Source organism: Streptomyces sp. CMB-StM0423, assembly GCF_002847285.1.
GTDB lineage: Bacteria > Actinomycetota > Actinomycetes > Streptomycetales > Streptomycetaceae > Streptomyces.
In genome coordinates, this window is sequence record NZ_CP025407.1 from 732477 (window position 1) to 752402 (window position 19926).

Below are 19926 nucleotides of genomic sequence, written 5' to 3' on the forward strand. Positions count from 1 at the left end.
CCGCGCATCAGAGCGACACCGGAGTTGGCCGATCGGGTTATCACTGTCTAAGAATGTGTTATCAAGCACGTTAGGCACGTCACCCCGAGGCCGTCAAGAGAGGAAACATGGGTTTCCCTCGGACGACCCAGCGCGGACACACAAAGGGGCGGCCGGTGCACCGGTGGTCACTCGGTGCACCGGCCGCCCCTTCGGCGCGGACGGCTCTCTCGCTCGCGGTTCTAGAGCCGGGTTTCGCGCACGTACTGCAGCCGCAGCCGCGCGTACGCGCCGTCGGCCGCGGACAGTTCCGGGTCGTCGTGCGGCCAGAGCCGGCGCGGCGTGCCGCCCGCCGGGCGGCACGCCGCGGGGAGGGTGACGACGGCCCCGTCGCCGGCCGCGAACCGGCGCTCGGCATCGTCCACCGCCGCGGTCAGCGCCTCGCCGCGCAGCCCGGCGGCGCGCAGCCGCGCCACGGTGGCGGCGCGGGTCTCGACGGTGCCCTTCCAGCCGCCGTCGAGGAGCGCGGCGAGACCGGCGAGCGGGCGGGGTTCGAGGCGTTCGCAGGCGTGGACGACGAGGGTGGAGTCGCCGGCCACCTCGCTGAGGTGCTCGCCGAGCCAGCGCACCGGCAAGTCCCGGGTGGGCAGGGCCGGATCGGCGCCGGGGTGGTCCGGGCAGGGCACGACCCCGAGCCGCACGCCGGGCAGTTCCTCGGGTGCGGGGGCGAGCAGCAGGCGCGCCTCGCGGCGTGCCATCCGCGCCACGGCGGGGTGTTGCGGGGGGTCGGCGGCGGGGTCCGTACGGGCGGGCGCGACGGGTCCGCTCTCGTACGCCGCGGGCGTGCCCTCGTACGGGACCGGCGCGGCCCCGTCTGCCGCGGCCGTGTCCTCCCTTGCCGCGGGCCCCTCTTCGTACGGCACCGGTGCGCCCGCTCCGTACGCCGCCGTCTCCTCCCCCGCCGGCCTCGCCTCCCTCGCCGCCCGGCCCGCGGCGACCGCGCGCGCGGCCCACTCCGCCGCCGCCGCGCACCCCTCCTCGCCGAGGGCCGCCAGGTCGCCGGGGCGCAGTCCGGCGGTGATCCAGCTCCGCAGCGCCGCCGCGCGGGCGTCCTCGCGGACGCGACGGTGCTCCGCCCGCTCGTCGCCGCCGTCCGGGGTGAGCGCGCCGAGGAGGTAGCCCGCGGCCCACACCTCCCCGGCGGTCTCCGCGGGCAGCGCCCGCGGCGCGGGTCCGGCCGCGCGGGCGGCGGCGGCGATCGTCTCGTGCGCCACGCCCAGCAGCGCCGACCAGGGGCGCCACGGCCAGGTGAACGGCTGCTCGGCCGCCTCCTGTTCGCCGCTGCGCCGGATCCGTACGTGGCAGCGGGACGCGACGAGTTCGACGGCGTAGCCGAGGCCGCCGTGGCGCGCGGGGTCGGTCAGCTCCGGGCCGTCCCAGTGGGCGGTGGCGACGGGCCCGGCCGCGCAGGCGACGGCGAGCCGGATGCCGTGGTGGTCGTTGCCCGCGACCGAGGGCCCGACGCCGTGGTCGAGCAGGTGCGGCACCGGCGCCACGACGGGGATGCCGCGCTCGGCGCAGAACACCGCGATGTGCTCGTCGTCGTCGCGGGTGTCGTCGGGGAACTCCGCGAGGTACGCGGCGAGTTCGCGGGCGGTGTCCGCGGGCAGCGCCAGGGCCAGCGACGGGACCCACTCCCACGGCGCCAGCCGCACCGAGGCGTAGCCGCCCACGGCCGCCTGCCGCACCCGGTAGGAGTTGTACGGCGACACCCACAGCACGCTCAGCGACACGGCCCGGTCCGGGTGCCGTTCGAGGAGCGCGGTGACGTGTCCGGCGAAGCCGGGGGCGAGGTGGGCGTCGTCCTGCACCACCAGGTGGTGGGTCGCGCCGGGCGCGACCGCCGCCCAGGCGGCCTTCGCGGTGCGCAGCGGGCTCGGGAAGCCGCCGGGCTCGGGGTCCTTGACGATACGGGCGGGCAGCGGCGCGCACTCGGCGGCGACCCGCTCGGCTCCGGCGAGGCGCGAGGGGTGGCACATGACGACGGTGCCGAGCCGGACGGGCGGTCGCGTCATGCGCGCGCCGCCCGGCCCCGGCCCGGGGCACCCGCGCCGGCGGCCGATCCGGCGCGCGGTTCCGCCGCCTCCGCCGCGCGCCCCGTCTCCGCCGTCTCCGTAGCGGCCGCCGCGTCGACGATCAGCGCCTCGAACCCCGTCAGCATCGCCTCCGCGGCCGGCTCGTCGATCAGGCCGGTGTCCACGGTCAGCGACACCGGCATGAAGTGCCGGCTGCTGTAGACGTGCCAGGCCACCGACGTCTCCGACTGCCGGCCGAGCGTCTGCCACTCGATGACCGACTTCTCGGGCCGCACGCCCGCGTGTTCGCGCCGGTCCACCGACCGCGCCTCGGTGATCATGTCGCGCAGGTCGTTGTACCAGCAGGTGCGGTCCGTCGGCCGGCCGCGCCGCTCGTCCAGCCCGCGCAGGTCGGCCAGGAGCGCCGACTTGTCGTAGTACGCGTGGTAGTACGTCTTCATCGCCGCCTGCGCCGCGCGCCGGGCCAGCGCCTGGAACGCCGCGGGCCCCGCGCCGGGTTCGAGCCCCGCGTCGAGCGTGAACAGCCCCTCCAGCGTCACCGTGCTCACCGCGTCCCGCAGCGCGGGCTGGAACCGGTTGCTCACCATCACCTGGAACACGGCGCGGTCGTGCCGCGACTGCCGGGCCACCACCGCCGAGGCGGCGGCGAGCAGGATCGCCGAGGAGCTGATCCGCCAGTGCTCGTCGAGCGTCCGCAGCGCCCCCGGCAGGCTCGGCGAGGCGAGCACCGCCTGCCGGAACCGCGGGTCCGCCCCCGGCCGGCGGGCGAACAGCCGCTCGGGGGCGTCGCGCAGGGACTCCACCCAGTGCCGCCGGGCCGTCGCGTCGCGCTTGCGGCCCTTCTCCGACGCCTGGAACCCCGCCTCCGCCAGCGGCTGGTGGCCGCGGCTCGCGGCGCGCAGCGCCGCGGGGTCGGCGCCGCGCAGCAGCTCGGTCAGCGCGCGGTGCAGCAGGGTCAGGCCCATCGCGTCGGTGGCGACGTGCGCGAGGACGAGTACGGCGCGCACTGCCTTTCCGTCGACGCAGACCAGCGCGGCGCGCACCGGCCACTCGCGGTCGTACGCGAACCGCACGGCGCGCCACCGGCGTTCCACGGCGTCCGCGAGCGCGGTGGCCGCTTCGGTGTCATCGGCGTCGAAGAGGTGCACGCCGAACGTGCCGCCGCCGTCGAGCTCCTGGTGCATCGCTCCGTCGCCGTCCACGTGGACGCGGGTGCGCAGCGCGTCGTACACGGTGAGCAGCCCCCGTACGGCCTCGGCCGCGCGGCCGGCGGGGACGGCGGGTTCCACGGGTACGAGCACCTTGACGTTGGTGCCGTGGTCGTCGGGCTCGGTGTCGAGCATCGCCCGCCGGATGGCCCACTGGCCCCAGGTCACGGGCCCGCGGCCCGCTGGCGCTCCGGCGATGCCGACGGTGACGACGCGGGCGGTGTGGCCCGCCACCTCGCTCAGTTCGGTACGCACAGGTCCCTCCAGTCACAACTGCGGTAGTCGATGCGGCCGGTCGTGCGGCCGGTGGTGGCGACCGCGGCGGCGTACCCCGGTCCGATCGGAAGGTCGGCGACGGCGTACCCGGCCCCGCCCACCGGCCGGGGCGCGCCGGGCGCGGCGGCGCCGACGTCGTAGCGCAGGAAGTCCAGCAGCCGCCCGCCGGCGGCCTTCGCCCACGCCTCCTTGCGGGCCAGCAGCAGGCACAGCCGCCGCACCCGGGCGCCGCCCGCGGGCAGCGCGGCGAGCTGGGCCGCCTCGGCGGGGGCGAGGAACCGCCGGGCCAGCGCCAGCGGGTCGCCGTGCGGGTGCTCCGCCTGGAGGTCGACGCCGACGGGCGCGGCGCCGCCGACGGCGACCAGGGCGCGCAGCCCCGAGCGGGACAGGTTCCACTCGCAGCCGCGGCCCGCGCCGGTCAGCGCCGGCTTGCCGTACGGGCCCGCGGTCCAGCCGATCTCCCCGGGCGGCAGCCGCAGATGGCCGGCGAGGAGCCGCCGGGCGGCGGCGTGCGAGCGGAGCAGCGCCGTGCGGCGTACGGGGTCGGCGAGCCGCGCGGCGCGGGCCCGTTCGCCGTCGGTGAGCAGTTCCGCGGCGGGGCCCGCCGCACCCGCGTCGCCGGACAGGTCGACGTCCCAGACCCGTACGGCCCCGCCTCCCCCGGCCCCGCTCACCTAGGCCGCCTCCGCGGCGCGGCCGAAGCGCTGCCAGGCGGTGGCGAGCAGCAGCGCGCCGATGACGACGTTGCCGACGGCCAGGGCGGCGAAGTACGCCTCCGCGTGGTCCACGGCGCGCGCGAGCAGCCCGCCGCCGACGTTGACGGCGCCGAGGTAGACGATGTCGGAGGCGATGGTGATGTGCCCGTTGCGCACCTGCTGCAGGCTCATCGTCACCATGTTGAGCAGCCCGAACGCCAGCCAGCTCGGCGCGACGACCGTCAGGTAGTCGTCGGTGAACGCGGCCGTGCCGGCGTCGTCGCTCATCAGCCTGCCGAGCGGCCCGGCGAGCGCGAAGCCGGCGACGGCCAGGACCGCGTACACCATCAGCACGTACCGCACGCCCTCACGCAGGACGGGCCGCAGCAGGTGGCTCTCGCCCGCGCCGAGGGACTGGTTCATGGTGATGGCGACGGCCGAGCCGAGCGCGATCGCGGGCGACAGGGACAGCACCTGAACGGCGTGCGCGCCGCCGTAGCCGGCCACGGCGTCGGAGCCGAAGTCCGAGAGCACCCACAGCGAGGTGTAGTTCATGCCGGCGATGAAGAGGTACGAGACCGCCACCGGCACGCCGACGGCGACCAGGATCCCCACGGTCTGCCTCAGCGGCTCGGCGGGACCGCCGAAGCGCAGCAGTCCGGCACGCGCCAGCAGCACCAGCCCCGACGTGAGGCCCACCACGGAGGCGCCGGCGATCGACGCGGGGACGGCGAAGACGCCCATGTCCGCGTAGAAGCCGAGCAGCCACACCCCGAGGACCTGCATCCCGGCGACGGCAATGGTGATGACCGACGCCGACCGCGCGCTGCCCCAGCCGCGGAGCGTGCCCGCGACCACCGAGGTGAGGACGGCCAGCAGGAACGACGCGGCGACCAGCCGGGCGAAGAGCACGAAGTCATCGTGCGCGGCGGCGTCGACGTCGAGCGTCCCGGCCATCTGCGGCGCGGCCAGCGCGATGACCGCCGCGGCGACGGCGAAGCAGCCGAGCGCGATGGCGCCGATGCGTACCAGTGGCGGCTGCGAGTCCTCGCCCGCGCCGGCGCCGCGGCGGCGGGCGGAGACGACCTGGCTGCTGATCTCGATGCCCTCCTCCAGCGCCAGGAAGAAGAAGGAGACGGGGATGAAGAGGGCGCGGATGTAGAGCGCGTCGCCGCCCATGTTGCCGAGCAGCGCCGAGATGGCGAACTGGGCGCCGAGGCCGGTGACGACGCCGAGGCAGATGGGGACGGCCAGGCCGCGCAGCCTGGCGCGCAGGTCGCCGGGCGGGGCCGGGGCGGCGCCCGGGGCCGGGTCGCCGTGCTCCTTGACGTCAGTCATCGAGGATCCTGCCTTTCCGGTGGCCCAGGGCGAGGTTGAGCCGCTGCATGGTGCCGGTGCCCTCCATGAACTCGAAGGCCCGGGCGTCGCGGTGCAGCTTGTCGAGCAGCGGGTGTTCGAGCCGGGCGCCGGGGCCGAGGAGCCCGAGGGCGTACTCGGCGGTCTCCAGGGCGAGTTCGGCGGCCCGGTACTTGGCGGCGGAGGCGACGGTGCCGTCGCCGGGGTCGTGGTCGGCCTGCTCCGCGGCGGCCAGCACCAGCCGCCGGGTGCCGGCCAGCCGGCGGCGCAGCGCGTCCATGGCGTACGACTCGCCGGCGCGCAGCGCGCGGCGGTGGTCGGCGGCGTAGTCCCAGGCGGCCTGGGCGATGCCGAGGGCCATGGCGGCGACGACGGGGCGGGCGCGGTTGAAGGTGCGCATCGCGCCGACGATGCCGCGGCGGGTGGCGGACAGGTGCATGCCGAGGATGTCGGAGCGGGCCACGGGCACGCCGTCGAGGCGGATCTCGCCGAGCCCGATGGCGCGCATGCCTGTGGTGGGCAGCGCGGTGGCGGTGAAGCCGGTCCTGGCGGGCTCGACGAGCACGGCGACGACGCCGACGGGGCCCGGCTTGATGCGGGCGAAGACGACGCCGAGGTCGGCGCGGACGGCGTTGCCGATGTACTTCTTGACACCGCTGAGCCGGTACGGGGCCGGGGCGCCGGCATCGGCCCCGGCCCCGGCTCCTGTCCCTGTCCCGGTCTCGGTGAGCGCGGTGGTCAGCGCCGTGGCGTCGGAGCCGGCGTGCGGCTCGGTGAGCGCGAAGAACGTCCAGGTGGGGCGGGCGGCGAGGGTGGTGTAGTAGCGCTCCTTCTGCTCGTCGTCGCCCAGTTCCTCGGTGAGCACGCCGGAGAGGGAGGGCCCGGGGGCGGCGACCATCAGCGCGGCGTCGCCCCAGGCGAGGCGTTCGTAGACGACGACGCGCTCGACGCAGGAGTGGAGGTGGCAGGGGCGGCCGTCGACGATCAGCGGGTCGGGGTTGTACGCGGGCGGGAGGCCGAGGAGGACGGGGAAGTAGGCGTCGTGAACGACGGGGTTGAGGGTCCGAGGGTCGGCGCCGGGCTCGTCCATGGCGAGTGCGGTGGCGCGGAACGCCTGCGCGTACTCCTCGACGGCGGCGCGGAGCCGCGCGGGGCCGGGGGGCGGCGGCCGGTGCCGGGCCGGCGGCAGGGTGCGGGCCGGGGTCGTGGTCATGGGCTCACCTCGGTGGCGTGGTGGCAGGGCGCCGGCTCGGGAGCGACGGGATGGACGTCGGCCAGCAGGTCGACGGCGCGGGCGAGCCGCCCCGGCCCGGCGTCGAGATACCCGGCGGCACCGAGCAGCCGCAGCACGGCACGCTGCGCCCGTACGAGCGCCTCGGCGGCGCGGGAGGCGCCTTCGGCGCTGGACGCGGCGAGCGCGCCGGGTCCGTCGGCCGGGGCCCAGGGGCCTGGCGGCTCCGGGGCGTCGGCGCCCGCGGCCCGCCCGGACACGGTGTGGTGGCGCGGCCCGGCCACGGCCTTGCGGCCCGGCCCGGTCGCGGACGCGCCGGAGGCGGTGGTGCGCTCGGCCTCCGCCGTCCCGGGGGCGCCTTCCGCAGCGCCGGGCCCGGATGCCGGTCGGTGGTCCGGTCCGGTCGCGGATTCTCCGGGCGGTGCGGCCTCCGCTGTCGCGGGTCCGCCGTCGTCCGGGCCGTGTTCCAGCAGGAGGCGGGCCTCCAGGAGGTCCGCGGCGGCCTCGCCGAGGGTGGTGCGTACGGACGCGATGCCGGCCAGCACCTCGCCGCCCACCCGGCGGCCCGCCAGGTAGTCGGCCGCGGTGCGCAGCAGGTGCTCGGTGAGGCCGAGCCGGATCCACAGCACCCCCGCGGCCCAGGGTCCCGTGGTGCCGTCGCGGTGGCGCGCGTCGCGCCACACGCCGAGGTCGCCGGAGGCGAACTCCAGGGTGGCGACCGGTGCGCCGCCCGGCGCCTCGGCGGCGGCCAGCGGCAGCACGGCGTGCCCGCCCGGGCCCCAGGCGCGGGCGTCGGGGCCGAGTCCCGCGCGGAGTTCGGCGAGGGCCGGGGCCGGGCCCTCGGCCTTGGCGCGGGCGCGGCAGCGCAGCCCGAGCGCGGTGAGGGGCACCGGTCCCTGCTGCCGGGTCGGTCGTACGGTCACGTCCGCGCCTCCAGTGCGCTCTGCTGCGGGAACGGGGTGGTGAGCCGGCCGCCGGCGGCGGGCACCGGCGTGAACAGCGCCCGGCAGTCGTAGCCCAGGGCCTCGTCCCGGTCGGCGACGGCGAGCCCGCCGCCCGGGTCGGCGGCGTACCGCAGCGCGGCCTCGTACCAGGGCCGCAGCCAGCCGCCCGAGCGCCGGTCCGGACGCCGGGCCGCGGCGGGCACGCGGCGTACGGTCAGCTCGGCGAGGCGCGGCCCGGTGCCGGTGCCGAGCACGACGACGGCCGCGCCGCTGCCCGGCGGCAGCGCGTACCCGTGCTCCGGCGGCAGCGTCGACTGCTCCATGACGACGATCGCGGCCCGCCGCGCCTCGCCGCCCGCGATCCGGCCGCGCGCGAGGCGCAGCGCGGTGAACGCCCCGGCCGCGCCCTGGTCGTTGACACCGACGACCTGCGGCCGGCCGCCCAGCAGCTCGGCCAGCAGGCAGCCGGGCAGCACCCGCGCCTGGCAGTCCGGCACGGGCGTGACGGTGAGCAGCAGCTCCACGCCGCTGTCCCGGCCGCCGAGCACGGCGGCGGCGGCCGTCACGAGGTCCGGGTACGAGACCCGCTCGCCCCGCTCCAGCCAGGTGCGGTCGGGCAGCGGGCCGTAGACCGTCTCCAGGTCGTCGGCGTACTCCCGCAGGTCCGCGGCCGTGGTGCCGCCGTGTCCTGCCGGCGGCGGGCCGACGGCGGTCAGCCGCTCCAGTGCGACGGGCATCGCCACCGCCTAGCCCGCCGCGCCCGGGCCCGCGGACGCCTCGATGAAGGCGCACACGGCGCCGACCGTCTCCAGGTGCTCGGGCTCCAGGGTCTCGGGGTCGATCTCGATGCCGTGGTCGTCCTCCAGCGTCATGAGGAGTTCGAGGACGCTGGTGGAGTCCAGGCCCAGTTCCTCGAAGAGCTTCGTCTGCGCGGTGGCCTCGGCGAGGTCCTTGCGCAGCACGACCTCCAGCGACCTGATGACTTTGGCCGCAAGGTCGGCCCGGGCCTCGTCGACGTGCGTGGTCATGCTCTGCCTCCTGAGGGAAACGTTGCTGCGTGCGTGCTTCGTACGGTGGCCGGGGGCGAGGGCTACGGCGCGGGGTCCGACTGGCGCTCCAGCAGGTCGTCGACGGTGTCGCGGCGCCGTACGAGACGCGCGCGCCCGCCGGCGGCCAGCACCTCGGCGGGGTGGCCGTGGCTGAGGAACAGCACCGGCGAGGCGCTCGGCCCGTACGCGCCGGAGCGGGTGACGGCGACGAGGTCGCCGGGGGCGAGGTCCGCGGGCAGGTCGACGGCCTTGCCGAGGGTGTCGTTGGGGGTGCACAGCGGCCCGGTGACGTTCCACGGGACGAGGGGTCCGCCGCCGCCGACGCGGTGCATGGGGAAGTTGCGGCGGAAGGGCGAGCCGATGCCGACGGCGGCCATGTGGTGGTTGGTGCCGCCGTCGCAGACGGCGAAGCGCTCGCCGCGCGACTCCTTGGTGTAGCGGACGCGGGTGAGGTACGTCCCGGCGGGCGCGGCGAGGTAGCGGCCCAGCTCCATCACCAGCCGGGTGTCCGGGTGCGCGGCGTGGAAGGCGGCGACGACGGGGTTGAGGCCCGCGGTCAGCTCGCCGGCGTCGAGGTCGCTCTCGGCCGCGTGGTAAGCGACGCCGAGGCCGCCGCCGACGTCGACCGTGCCGAGGCCGAACCCGAGCCGCCCGGCGAGCCGTTCGGCCAGCTCCAGGATGCGCCGGGTGTTCTCCACGATCGCGGTGGCGGCGAGGATACGGGTGCCCATGTACGCGTGCACGCCGGTCACCCGGACGTTCCCGTACCGCCGCAGGTCGGCGGGGGCGAGCGCGTCGAGCACTTCCTCGTCGATGCCGAACTGCCGCGGCTTGCCGCCCATCGTCAGCCCGCCGCCCTTCAGCTCGAACGCCGGGTTGACGCGCAGCAGCACCTCGGCGGTGGTGCCGCGGTGGCGGGCCTCCTCGTCGATGACGGCCAGTTCCGGCAGCGACTCGGCGATCAGCAGGGCGCCGGCCTTGAGGCAGGCGGCGATCTCGTCGCGGCTCTTGCCGGGACCGAGGAAGAGCATCTCCGCGCCGGTGGCGCCGGCGCGCTGCGCGGTGGCCAGCTCCGCCAGCGACGACAGTTCGAGGCCGGCGCCCAGCTCGCGCATGGTGCGGGTGACGGCGAGGTTGGGGTTGGCCTTGAGGGAGTAGAAGAGGCGCAGCGCCGGGTGCAGCCGCTCCCGCAGGCCGGTGTACTGGGCGCGCAGCCGGTCGGCGTCGTAGAGGTAGAGCGGCGTGCCGAACTCGGCGGCCAGGTCGGTGAGCGCGAGGCCCTGGCAGTGGGCGGCGGGTGTGGCGTCGGTCATCGTACGTCTCCGAACTCGGTCAGGCGCGCGGCCACTTCGGCGTCCAGGGCGTCGGCCGCCGCCTGGCCGGGGGCGGCGAGCAGGAAGTAGAAGCGGCCGTCCGCGGGGGCGGCCGGGGACGCTTCCGGGCCGGCGAAGGCCGCGTTGACGGTCGCGTGGTTGTCGGGGAGCGCGCCGCGGCCGGTAGCGCGGTCGAAGAGGAGCGGGCCGAGGGCGGCGGCGAGCCGGTCGAACGGGACGGGCGCGGGCAGCCGCACGTCGTACTGCCGGGCGAGGACGACCGCGTCCGCGGGAACGCACTGCTCCTGCAGCCGGGTCTGGTAGGTGGACATGTTGTTGCGGGCGTTGATCTCCAGCACGGGCAGGAGCGAGCCGTCGGTCCGTACGAGGGCGTCGACGCCCACGGGGCCGTGGTAGCCGTCGGCGGCGAGCCGCCGGCCGAGGAGCGCCGCGGTCTCCCGCACGGCGGCGTGCTGCTCCGGGGTGAGCCGGGCGGGGAAGCGGTGGCCCTGGTGGACGCCGCCCGCCGTCAGCGCCTCCTTGACGAAGTCGAAGCGCACGGAGCCGTCCCGGCCCACCGTGAGGTGGTAGTTGAGGTCGGCGGCCTTGTCGGCCCACACCTCCACGACGACGGCGAGCCGGTCGTCCCCGGTGCGTTCCGCGCGCCGCCGCACCATCCGCACCACCTGCTCCAGCCGCCGCGCCCGGCCGGCGACGACGATGCCCTTGCCGGAGACGCCGTACGCGTCCTTGACGCCGACGACCGCGCCGTCCGCGATCCGGGCCGCGGCCTTCTCCGCCACGGCCTCGAACTCCGCGACCGACTCGCACTCCCAGCCCTCGGCGAGCGGCACGCCCAGCTCGGCGGTGACCCGGCGGCTGTAGATCTTGCTGTTGACCCGCTTGGCGAGCGCCGCGGCCGGCAGCGCGGCGGCGAGCCCGGCCCGCAGGCACAACTCCTCCTCGGCGGCCGACATCCCGTGCGGGAGGAGCCGGACGTCGCCGAGCGAGCGCAGCCGCGCGAGCAGGCCGGGCGAGTCCAGCGCCTCCTCGGTGACGGGCACCGCGGGCCCGCAGCGGTCGGTGACCTGCACGTGCGGCAGGTCGAGGCCCAGGCCGCGCAGGTAGTCCAGATAGCCGGGGTCGGGCGCGGACTTCAGGATGACGTGGTCGCCCGCGCCGCCGAGCAGCAGCGCGAACTCGTCCATGCGTGCGACGACCGCGGAGGGCGCGTTGTCCCCGACGGCCGGCACGCCGGGCTCGCCGCGCGCCCAGTCGCGCTCGACCTCGATGTTGCCGAGCAGTACGAGCGGTGCGGCCGGGTCGCCGGTGCAGGCGCGCCGGACGCCGCTCATGAAGTCGTCGGCCGTCATGTCGTCCCCCATCTCGTGGCGTTCGTGGCGGTGTCCGTGGCGGGCGGGCCGCCGTCAGTGGCGGAACACCGCGGCCGCGAAGGTGGCGCCGAGCCCCACCGCGGCCATCAGGTAGCAGTCGCCCTGGCGGAGCCGGCCGGCGTCGCGCAGGGTCACGTAGTTGATGAAGGAGTCGGCGCCGAAGCAGTGCCCGAGCGCGGCGACGTTGTCCAGGCAGATGCGCGAGCGCGGGAAGTCCAGCAGGTGCGCCGCCTTCGCCCAGGAGATGCGGTTGACGTTGTGCGGCAGGATCCACGCCAGGTCCTCCAGCGGGATCCCGGCCGCGGCCACCGCCTCGCGGATCACGGTCGTCAGCCGCTCCGCGTAGCGCCGCTCGAACTCCTCGCCGCGCGGCGGCGGGAGTTTCACGTCGTGGTACTCGCCGAAGGTACGGGTGACGTAGCTGCGCAGCACGTCGCCGCCGCCGCCCGCCGACACCAGGCAGGCGGCCGAGGACTCGCCCATCACGGTGGTGCCCGGGATGAGCTGGGCGGTGGGCCAGTCGGCCTTCTCGCCCGCGACGACGAGCGCCAGCGCGCCGGGGTCGCCGTCCTCGGCGAGGAGCCGGCCGGCGAGGTCCACGGCGGCGAGTCCCGAGGAGCACGCCTGCTGGGTGACGGTGAAGACGGCGGCGTGCCCGAGGCCGAGTTCGCCGGCGGCGTCGTGCACGGGGTTCTGCGAGGCGCGGGAGCCGATGGGGATGGTTCTGGCGCTGACGACGTACGACACGCGGTGCTCGTTGCCCGCGAGCGCGGTCAGCTCGCGGGCGGCGGCCACGGTCATCTCACGCAGCCCCGCGCCGGGCGACATGCGGACGTCGCGGAGGCCGAAGTAGCGGTGGAACAGGGCGAGATCGCGGTCGCCGACGCCGAGGCGGGGGGCGAGGTCGGCGATGGGCACCGACACGGGCGCGACGTGGGCGGCCACGTCGTACAGGGCGGTCATCGGGCGCTCCTTCCGGCGGCGGCGGTACGGGACGGGGGCGGCGGGCCGGGGTTCCGCCCCGGCTCCGCGGGCCGGGTGGCGAGCGTTGCCGCGGCCCGTTTGTCGCGGGTCGCGAGCCCGGTGAACGCGAACAGCACCCGGCCCCCGTCGCCGACCGCCTCGCAGCGGGCCACGGTGCCGTCGGCGGCGGTGCGGTGGCGCAGGCCGACCGGGGCGGGGGCCTCGGCGAGCGCGGCGTCGTTGCCGGGGGCGAAGAGGTCGAACCGGTCGATGCGGACGGGCACGGGGACCGGCGCGGCGGCGGCTTCGGTGGAGGTGGAGCCGGCGGCAGCGGTGGCGGCGGTGGCCCGGAGGAGGCTGTCCATGGCCAGCGCGGGGAGGAGGAAGTCCCGTAGCGGGCCGAGGTGTCCGGGAGGCGGCAGCTGCAGCCGCGCGGAGCCGCCTGCGGGGCCCGTACGAAGCTCGCGGAGCGAGTCGAACATGCCGCGGAGCAGGACCGGGGAGCCGGCGAGTGCGTAGGCGTCGCGGGCGGGCACGAGACCGGCCGCGGCGGGCTCGGGATCGGGCCGGGGACCGTACGAGGCGTCGAGGTGGACCGTCATCCGGCTGTACTCCTGCGCCGGGATGGGCCCCCTGGGCGGGCCGGCGACGACCACCCGGACCCGTCCTGGCGTCTCCGCCCGCGCGGTGACCACCAGCCGCCGCGGCCACTGCTCCTCCGCGGCGCGCACGAACCGCGCGAACACCGCGTCCACGATCGCCACCGGCCGTCCGGCACCGACCGCGGCGGCGGCCTCGGCGGCGATCTCCATGATGAACGTCCCCGGCAGGGTGGGCCGTTCGTCCACCCGGTGGTCGCGCACGTACCCGTGGCCGTCCAGCCCGAGGCGTACCTCCCAGGCCGTGCCGCCGCCTTCGGCGGGCGCGCCGGGCCCGCGGACGAAGGCCCCGGCAGGGGCCGGCGGCCGCGCGCCGGCGGCGCGCAGCTCCGGCGCGACGGCGGCGAGCATGCGCCACTCGGTCTCCCCGAGCCACACGGAGGTGCGGGAGCCGCCGCTGCGGTGCAGGAGTTCGGTGCGGAAGTAGCGGCGGCCGAGGGCGTCGTCGAGGTGGGTGAAGTTGTCCTCGCGGGCCAGGTACGCGTCCTGGACCTGGGTGTGCGTCACCATCCCGCTCTCGGTCCACAGGCCGGAGACCAGGGCGTGCGCGTCGGCGCCGGCGGTGGCGCGGGCGTGGGCGGCGGCGTGGGTGAGGAACTCGTTGGCGGAGATGTAGTCGGCCTCGCCGGGCCGGGCCACGACGGTGGTGACCGAGCTGATCGCCAGCCACAGCGCGGGGGCGTGGGCGGCGAACGCGGCGCGGAGGTTCAGCCAGCCGCGCACCTTCACGTCCCGTACGGCCCGGAACTCCGCGGGCGTCTTGCGCCGCAGCGCCGTGGCCCGCTCGACGCCCGCGCCGTGCACGACGACGTCGGCGCCCCCGGCCGCGGCGATCTCGGCGGCCACGGCCCGCAGGGCGGCGGGGTCGAGCACGTCGCACTGCCGGTAGTGCACGCGGTCGGCGCCGTAGCGGGCGGCGAGCCGGCGGAGGGTGCGGCCGCGCTCGGCGGCTTGCAGCGCGCGGTTGTGGCGGCGGTTCAGCTCGGCGAGCTTCGCACCGGGGTGCTCGGCCATCAACCGCCGCAGGGCGGCGGCCCGGTCGGCGGGGGGTTCCCCGGCGTCCTCGGGACCGGGGGCGGGGCCGGAGCCGAGCAGCCAGATCGCGGCGGGCCGGGACAGCCCGGCGAGCTGGCCCACGAGTTCGGCGGTGATGCCCCGGCCGCCGCCGGTGGCGACGACGACGGGCGCGCGCGGCAGCGGGGCCGCGGCGGGCCGGTCGGCGGCGGGCGCGAGCACGGCTTCTGCCCGTACGCCGCGGCGGTGGTGGGCGACGCCGAGATGCCGCTCGACGGCGGACTCCCGGCTCAGCAGGTCGAGCCCGGCGGGCAGGTCCGGGGTATCCGCCACGACGGCGTAGACGAGCGCGCCGGGCAGATCGGCGCCGAGGGCCCGCACGAGCCCGGCGAAGAGCCCGGTCGCGGGGTCGGGCGCGGGATCGCCGGGGTCGAGGACGAGGACGGCGAAGGACCCGCGGTCGTCGAGGGGTTCGGCGAGGAGGTGCGCGGCGGCGAAGGCGAGGTCCTGCAGTTCGAGGGCGGCGGCGGGGAGGGAGTCGCTCGGCAGGGCGGCGGGCCGGGGAGCGCCGGACGGCGGGTGGGCCCCGTGAGGCGCGGACGCCGCGTGCGCCGGGGCGGCTTCGCCGCCCGGCGGGACCGCGGGCGTGTGCGCCACGCCGGCGGGCGGGACGGCGTCGCCAGCCGCCGCTCCCGGCACGGACGCGCGCCCCCGCGCCGCGTCCGCCGCGGCACCCGGGCGAGGCGCCGTGTCGAAGAGGACGCGCACGTGGCGGAGGTCGCGGCCCGTCACGATGCCGGCCAGGTCCTCCGGGGCGTCGAGTACGTGGACGTCCGGTGCCGGCCCCGGGTGCGCCGCGCGCGGCGCCGCGACGACGCAGCCCGGCGGCAGTTCGAGACCGGCCAGCGCCTCCGGGGTGTTCGTCAGCACGAGGGAGTCCGGCGGGAGCGCGGGCAGCGCGGGGCGTGCCTCGGGGCGGTCCAGGCGCTTCAGGTGCAGGACGTACGGGCGCAGGTCGCCCAGCCGGTCCGGGGCCGCGGGCGACTCCGGCCGGTAGGTGAGCGCGGGGGTGCCGGGCGCGACCGGGGTCAGCTCCGCCGCCGCGTCGTTCGCGCGCACGGCGCGGTGCAGGGCGACGAGCCCTTCGGCGGCGTGGAAGTACGGCTCCAGGTCCGCCGCGTCAGCGCTCGACGCGGCGAGGGGGCGGTCGGCTGCCGCCCGCGGCGACGGCGCCGCATCCAGGCGTGCGCCGTGCACGGCACCGGGCCCGCCGGCCGCCGCCGGCTCCCCCGCCGCGGCCGTGTCGGCACCTCCGCGGATGTCCGCTCCCGCACCCGCGGGCGGCCCCACCCGCAACTCCCCCAGCACCCGCAGGCCCCGCGCCTCCGCCTCCTCCCGGCGCATCAGGACCGCCGCCGCCGCGGTCTCCGTCGTGATCCCGCCCGCCGGTGGCGTCACCATCTCCGCCGCAGCCGTCGTGCCGATCACCACCGCTGCGGCCAGCTCGCCCGTCGCGAGGTGGCGGCAGGCCGCCGCCAGGGCCGCGTGGGAGGAGTCAGGGCCTGCGTCCAGAGTCATGTTCGGGCCGTGCAGGTCGAGGAGCTGGGCCACGCGGGAGGCGATGATGTTGGGCATCAGCCCCGGCAGGGAGTCGCTGTTGCTCGCGGGCGCCAGCGCCCGTACGCCCGCCGTCAGCGCGGACACGTCCCCCTCCGCCCGCGTCTCGATGTCGTCCAGGTACGCCCGCAGTGCGCACGCCAGCGCCTGCCGCACTTGACCGCTGTGGCCGACGAACACCCCCGTACGGGCGAGGAGTCCGGGATCCTCCCACCCGGGCCGCAGCTCCAGCGCGCACCGCAGCGCCATGAGCTGGCTGCGGTCCAGCCGCTCCAGCACCGCGGGCGGCAGCCGCACTTCGAGCGGCGCGGGAGCCGGGAACGACGCGCCGAAGACCGGGCCCGGGGACGGCGGCTCCAGGACCGTCGTCGCCACCACCACGACCGGTGCCGGGTCCGCGGCCGCGGGGGCGGCCGGACCGGGGCGGTCGCTGACGACGACGTGCGCGTTCGTGCCGCCGAAGCCCATCGCCGAGACTCCCGCCGTACGGGCCCGGCCGTCCGGCGACGCCCGCCAGGGCAGGGTCCGTACGGGAACGGTGACATCGCCCGCGATCGGTCCCGCGTAGAGGTGCTGGGCGGGGATCGCCTCGTGGCGGAGCGCGAGCAGCGCGTGAATGACGTTGACCGCGCCCGCCGCCCAACCGGTGTGGCCGATCAGCGACTTGTTCGACGTCAGCGTCCACCGCCTGCCGGGCGCCGCGGCGGCCAGCGCCCGCAGCTCCGCCTGGTCGCCGGCGGCGGTGCCGGTCGCGTGGGCGACGATCCAGTCGACGTCCTCGGGCCCGACGCCGGCCGCCGCCCAGGCCCGTTCGAGGGCGATCCGCTGCCCGGCGGGGTTCGGCGCGTACACCGCCTTGCCGCGCCCGTCGGACGAGCCGCCGAAGCCGCGGACGAAACCCAGGACCGGATCGCCGTCGGCGAGGGCGCGCGCGTACGTCTTGAGCGCCACGACCGCGGCGCCGTCCGAGAACAGCACGCCGTCCGCGCCGCGGTCCAGCGAGCGCACACGGTCGCCCCTCGCCAGCCCGTCGAGCTTCGCGAACAGCACCATGGTCTGGGCGTTGACGGAGTACGTGCCGCCGCAGAGCGCGACGTCCGCGCGGCCCTCGCGGAGCGCGCGCATGCCGAAGTCGAAGCTGTAGAGGGACGAGGAGCAGGCCGTGTCGACGACGACGGTCTCCACCGGGTCCGCGATGCCGGCGAGCGCGTCACGCACCACGCGGTACGGCGCGGTGTCGGCGAGGTCGGGCGAGCCGGCCGGGTAGAGCGCGGCCAGCGGGTCGGGATCCGCGGCCGCCGGCCCGGCCAGCAGCCGGGCGCCGTGCCGCAGGAGGCCGTGCTCGGCGGCGTGGCCGCCGTCCGCGGTCATGCCGACGGCGGCGAAGGTGCGCGTACCGGCGTCGAGACGCACCCCGTCGAGCGCCTGGAGGACGCTGTGCCGCAGCCACCGGCCGCTCGGCTCGCGCTGCGGGGCACGGCCGGCGGCGAGTTCGGCGCGCAGCCGGGGGTGGGGGCGCAGGTCGTGGATGAAGCCGGAGGTGCGGGTGTACGTCTTGTCCGGCGCGGCCGGGTCCGCGGACCACAGCGCGTCGATGTCCATGCGGTCGCCGGGCTCGCTGAACTGCGGTACGCGGTCGCGCAGCAGGTCCCACAGCTCGTCGGGCGAGCCGGCGCCCGGCACGGCCAGGCCCATGCCGACGGCGACGATCGCGCCGGGGTCGACGGGGCCGCCGGCCGCCGCCGGCGACGGCAGCGAGCCCGCGGTACGTACGGCGGCGTCCAGGCCGCGCGCCCGCAGCGCGGCTGCGGCGGCTTCCGCGGCGGCGCGGTCGGTGGCGGCGGCCTCGACGCGGTAGCGCGGCGGGCGCCGGGCGCCGCCCCCGGTGCCGTCAGCCATCGGCCCGTACGGCGGTGGGGGCGGTGGTGCGGCCGGTCTCGTCGATGAGGCGGGCGAGGCCGCCGAGGGTGGACTGCAGGGCGAAGCGGGTGTCGTCGGCCACGTGGTGCAGGCCGAAGCGGTCGATCAGCGTGCTCAGCACCTCCATGCGCTTGAGCGAGTCGATGCCGAGGTCGCCTTCGAGGTCGGCGTCGGGGTCCATGGCCTCGACGGGGTACCCGAGCCGGTCGGCGTAGACCTGCTGAAGTGCGGCGAGCACGTCTCCGCCCGCGGCGGGCCCGGCGGGTGAAAGCGCGGGTACGGGGCCGGGGACGCGCGCCGCGGGCCCGGCCGCCGTGGGATCCGGCGCCGCGGGCGCCGTTGCGGGTACGTGAACGGGGGCGGGCTCCGCCACCGGTATCGCCGCCGCAGGCCGCTCCCGCGCCGCAGGCGCCGAGACCGGCGCCCAGGCACCGGAGTCGGGCACCGGAGGCGCCATCGGCACGGCGACCTGTGCGGCCGCCCCGGCGGCCGGTGCCGCCGGCCCCTCCCGCGTACCCGTCGCGAGCCACCGGTCCGCCGTCTGCGCCCCGCAGCCCACCGCCTGCCGGACCAGTTCCCCGAGTCCCGCGCGGCCGCACTCCACCACCGACTCCAGCCCGTAGGTCTGCAACTCGCGCAGGGCGGCGAGGAAGTCGACGGGCCGGGTCACCTGTGCGATCAGCGAAGCCTTGACGTCGGTGTCGTCCGTGACGAGCCCGCCGAGGGCCGGCGAGTACAGGCGGCGCTGCGCCGGGCGCTCGGGGATGCCCTCGATCGCCGCCGCGAACTCGGCCTGGGCGGTGGCCAGCAGCGGGTTGTGGAACGGGTACGGCGCGGTGAGCCGGACGGCCCGTACGCCGAGGACGTCGGCGAGCGCGGCGAGGCGGCCGAGGGCATCCCCGGGTCCTGAGACGACGACGTGCCGCGGCGCGTTGACGACCGCGAGCCGGGCGCCCGGCAGCTCCGCGGCGGCGAGCAGCGCGGTGGCGCGGCGGGCCGGCAGGGTGAGTGCGAGCATGCCGCCGGTGCCGGCCGCGCAGTGCTCCAGGGCGCGGGCGCGGTGGGCGGCGATGCGGGCGCCGTCTGCGGCGGTGAAGCAGCCGGCGTGGGCGGCGGCGGCCATCTCACCCATGCTGTGGCCGAGTACGACGTCGGCGGGCGCGCGCAGGTCGGCCTCGCGGGCGTACACGAGCGCCGCCGCGTAGATCGCGAGCTGGAGCGCGAACGGGTCGGTCCCGGCGAGCCGGCGGCCGTCCGCGGCGTCGGTGCCGGCGTCGGTGAGCAGCGGCGAGACCGGGGCGTGGCCGAACTCGGCGGCGACTCCGTCGACGACGGCCAGCAGCTCGGCGACCGGGGCGCTCACCGGCCCGGCGAACGCGCCGGGCCGGTAGGCGCCCTGGCCCGGCAGCAGCAGTGCGGTTCTGAGATCCATCTCCGCCTCCCCTTCGCGTGGCGTGAGAACGGCAGCCGTGACCGCGGCCCCCGTCGGCACGGGGGCGGCGCGTACGACTGGGTGGTGGGTCAGTGGGCGGTGACGGAGAGGGCGCCGAGGCCCGCGATCCGGTGGCCGTGGACGGGGCCCGGCGGTCCGGCGACCGCGAGCGCGGGCATGCCCGCGGCGCGGGCGGCGCGCAGGCCGACGTCGGCGTCCTCGACCACGAGGCAGTACGACGGGGGTGCGCCGACGCGGGCGGCGGCGGTCAGGTACCCCTCGGGGCTGGGCTTGCCGGCGGTGACGTCCTCGGCGCAGACCAGGACGTCGGGCAGCGGCAGCCCGGCTGCCGCCATCCGGCTGCGGGCGACGCTCCGGGTCGCGGAGGTCACCAGCCCCCAGCGGCGCGGGGGCAGGGCGTCGAGCAGCCGCCGGGCGCCTGGTGCGGCGCGGACGCCGGCGGCGTCGGTGCAGGACAGGTGGTCGAACCAGGCCAGCTCGGCGTGCGGGTCGGCGTGCGGGGCCAGTTCGCGGATGACGTCGATGTCGCGGCGCCCGTGGGAGGCCCGGATGACCTTCTCCGGGTCGAGGGAATGGCGCCTCGCCCACCTGCGGGTGTGACGGTCCATTGCGGCCGCGGATTCCACCAGTGTGCCGTCCATGTCGAACAGCACGGCGTGTACGTCGAGCGAACGCGTCCTGCCGTGGTCGCCGACATCGCGGAATCCCACATTCAGGAGGGAATGCGTCCTGCTCGCACCCGCCTTGGGGGTTTCTGTG

General features: G+C 77.3%; 14 protein-coding genes. All 14 read right to left on the reverse strand.

Translation table 11 applies throughout. From position 1 onward, the window contains the following. Positions 1 to 221 precede the first annotated feature (221 nt). The 14 genes from CXR04_RS03055 to CXR04_RS03120 all read right to left on the reverse strand — a co-directional run bounded on the left by CXR04_RS03055 (position 222) and on the right by CXR04_RS03120 (position 19877). Complete coding sequence (locus tag CXR04_RS03055; protein ID WP_101420361.1) at positions 222 to 2054, reverse strand: hypothetical protein; 1833 nt, start codon at positions 2052 to 2054, stop codon at positions 222 to 224. Then, complete coding sequence (locus CXR04_RS03060) at positions 2051 to 3538, reverse strand: condensation domain-containing protein (RefSeq protein ID WP_101420362.1); 1488 nt, start codon at positions 3536 to 3538, stop codon at positions 2051 to 2053. Before CXR04_RS03060 ends, CXR04_RS03055 begins: the two co-directional genes overlap by 4 nt. Then, positions 3523 to 4233 (reverse strand): 4'-phosphopantetheinyl transferase family protein, encoded by a 711-nt coding sequence (locus tag CXR04_RS03065; protein WP_101420363.1) that lies wholly within the window; start codon positions 4231 to 4233, stop codon positions 3523 to 3525. The genes CXR04_RS03060 and CXR04_RS03065 overlap by 16 nt, the downstream gene beginning before the upstream one ends. Beyond that, positions 4234 to 5592: an MATE family efflux transporter gene (locus CXR04_RS03070; protein WP_101420364.1), complete on the reverse strand. Its 1359-nt coding sequence runs from the start codon at positions 5590 to 5592 to the stop codon at positions 4234 to 4236. It lies immediately after the preceding gene. Next, on the reverse strand, positions 5585 to 6823 hold the full coding sequence (locus tag CXR04_RS03075; protein ID WP_101420365.1) for an acyl-CoA dehydrogenase family protein: 1239 nt from the start codon (positions 6821 to 6823) through the stop codon (positions 5585 to 5587). Before CXR04_RS03075 ends, CXR04_RS03070 begins: the two co-directional genes overlap by 8 nt. Continuing rightward, positions 6820 to 7764: a hypothetical protein gene (locus CXR04_RS35480; RefSeq protein ID WP_234380017.1), complete on the reverse strand. Its 945-nt coding sequence runs from the start codon at positions 7762 to 7764 to the stop codon at positions 6820 to 6822. Before CXR04_RS35480 ends, CXR04_RS03075 begins: the two co-directional genes overlap by 4 nt. Further along, complete coding sequence (locus CXR04_RS03085) at positions 7761 to 8522, reverse strand: hypothetical protein (protein ID WP_234380018.1); 762 nt, start codon at positions 8520 to 8522, stop codon at positions 7761 to 7763. Before CXR04_RS03085 ends, CXR04_RS35480 begins: the two co-directional genes overlap by 4 nt. Before the next feature lie 9 nt (positions 8523 to 8531). Further along, positions 8532 to 8813, reverse strand: a complete 282-nt coding sequence (locus CXR04_RS03090; protein ID WP_101420367.1) for an acyl carrier protein — start codon at positions 8811 to 8813, stop codon at positions 8532 to 8534. A 62-nt stretch (positions 8814 to 8875) separates the two neighbouring features. Next, complete coding sequence (locus CXR04_RS03095; protein ID WP_101420368.1) at positions 8876 to 10147, reverse strand: type III PLP-dependent enzyme; 1272 nt, start codon at positions 10145 to 10147, stop codon at positions 8876 to 8878. Beyond that, positions 10144 to 11520: an ATP-grasp domain-containing protein gene (locus CXR04_RS03100; RefSeq protein ID WP_234380019.1), complete on the reverse strand. Its 1377-nt coding sequence runs from the start codon at positions 11518 to 11520 to the stop codon at positions 10144 to 10146. Before CXR04_RS03100 ends, CXR04_RS03095 begins: the two co-directional genes overlap by 4 nt. 54 nt (positions 11521 to 11574) lie before the next feature. Further along, positions 11575 to 12504, reverse strand: coding sequence for a 3-oxoacyl-[acyl-carrier-protein] synthase III C-terminal domain-containing protein (locus CXR04_RS03105; RefSeq protein ID WP_101420370.1), 930 nt, complete (start codon positions 12502 to 12504; stop codon positions 11575 to 11577). Then, a complete protein-coding gene (locus CXR04_RS03110; RefSeq protein ID WP_101420371.1) occupies positions 12501 to 17693 on the reverse strand; it encodes an SDR family NAD(P)-dependent oxidoreductase in 5193 nt (1730 codons plus the stop codon). The genes CXR04_RS03105 and CXR04_RS03110 overlap by 4 nt, the downstream gene beginning before the upstream one ends. Next, positions 17686 to 19146 (reverse strand): acyltransferase domain-containing protein, encoded by a 1461-nt coding sequence (locus CXR04_RS03115; protein WP_101420372.1) that lies wholly within the window; start codon positions 19144 to 19146, stop codon positions 17686 to 17688. The genes CXR04_RS03110 and CXR04_RS03115 overlap by 8 nt, the downstream gene beginning before the upstream one ends. 89 nt (positions 19147 to 19235) lie before the next feature. After that, entirely contained in the window at positions 19236 to 19877 is a 642-nt protein-coding gene (locus CXR04_RS03120) for an HAD-IA family hydrolase (RefSeq protein WP_234380020.1), read from the reverse strand. Positions 19878 to 19926 lie beyond the last annotated feature (49 nt).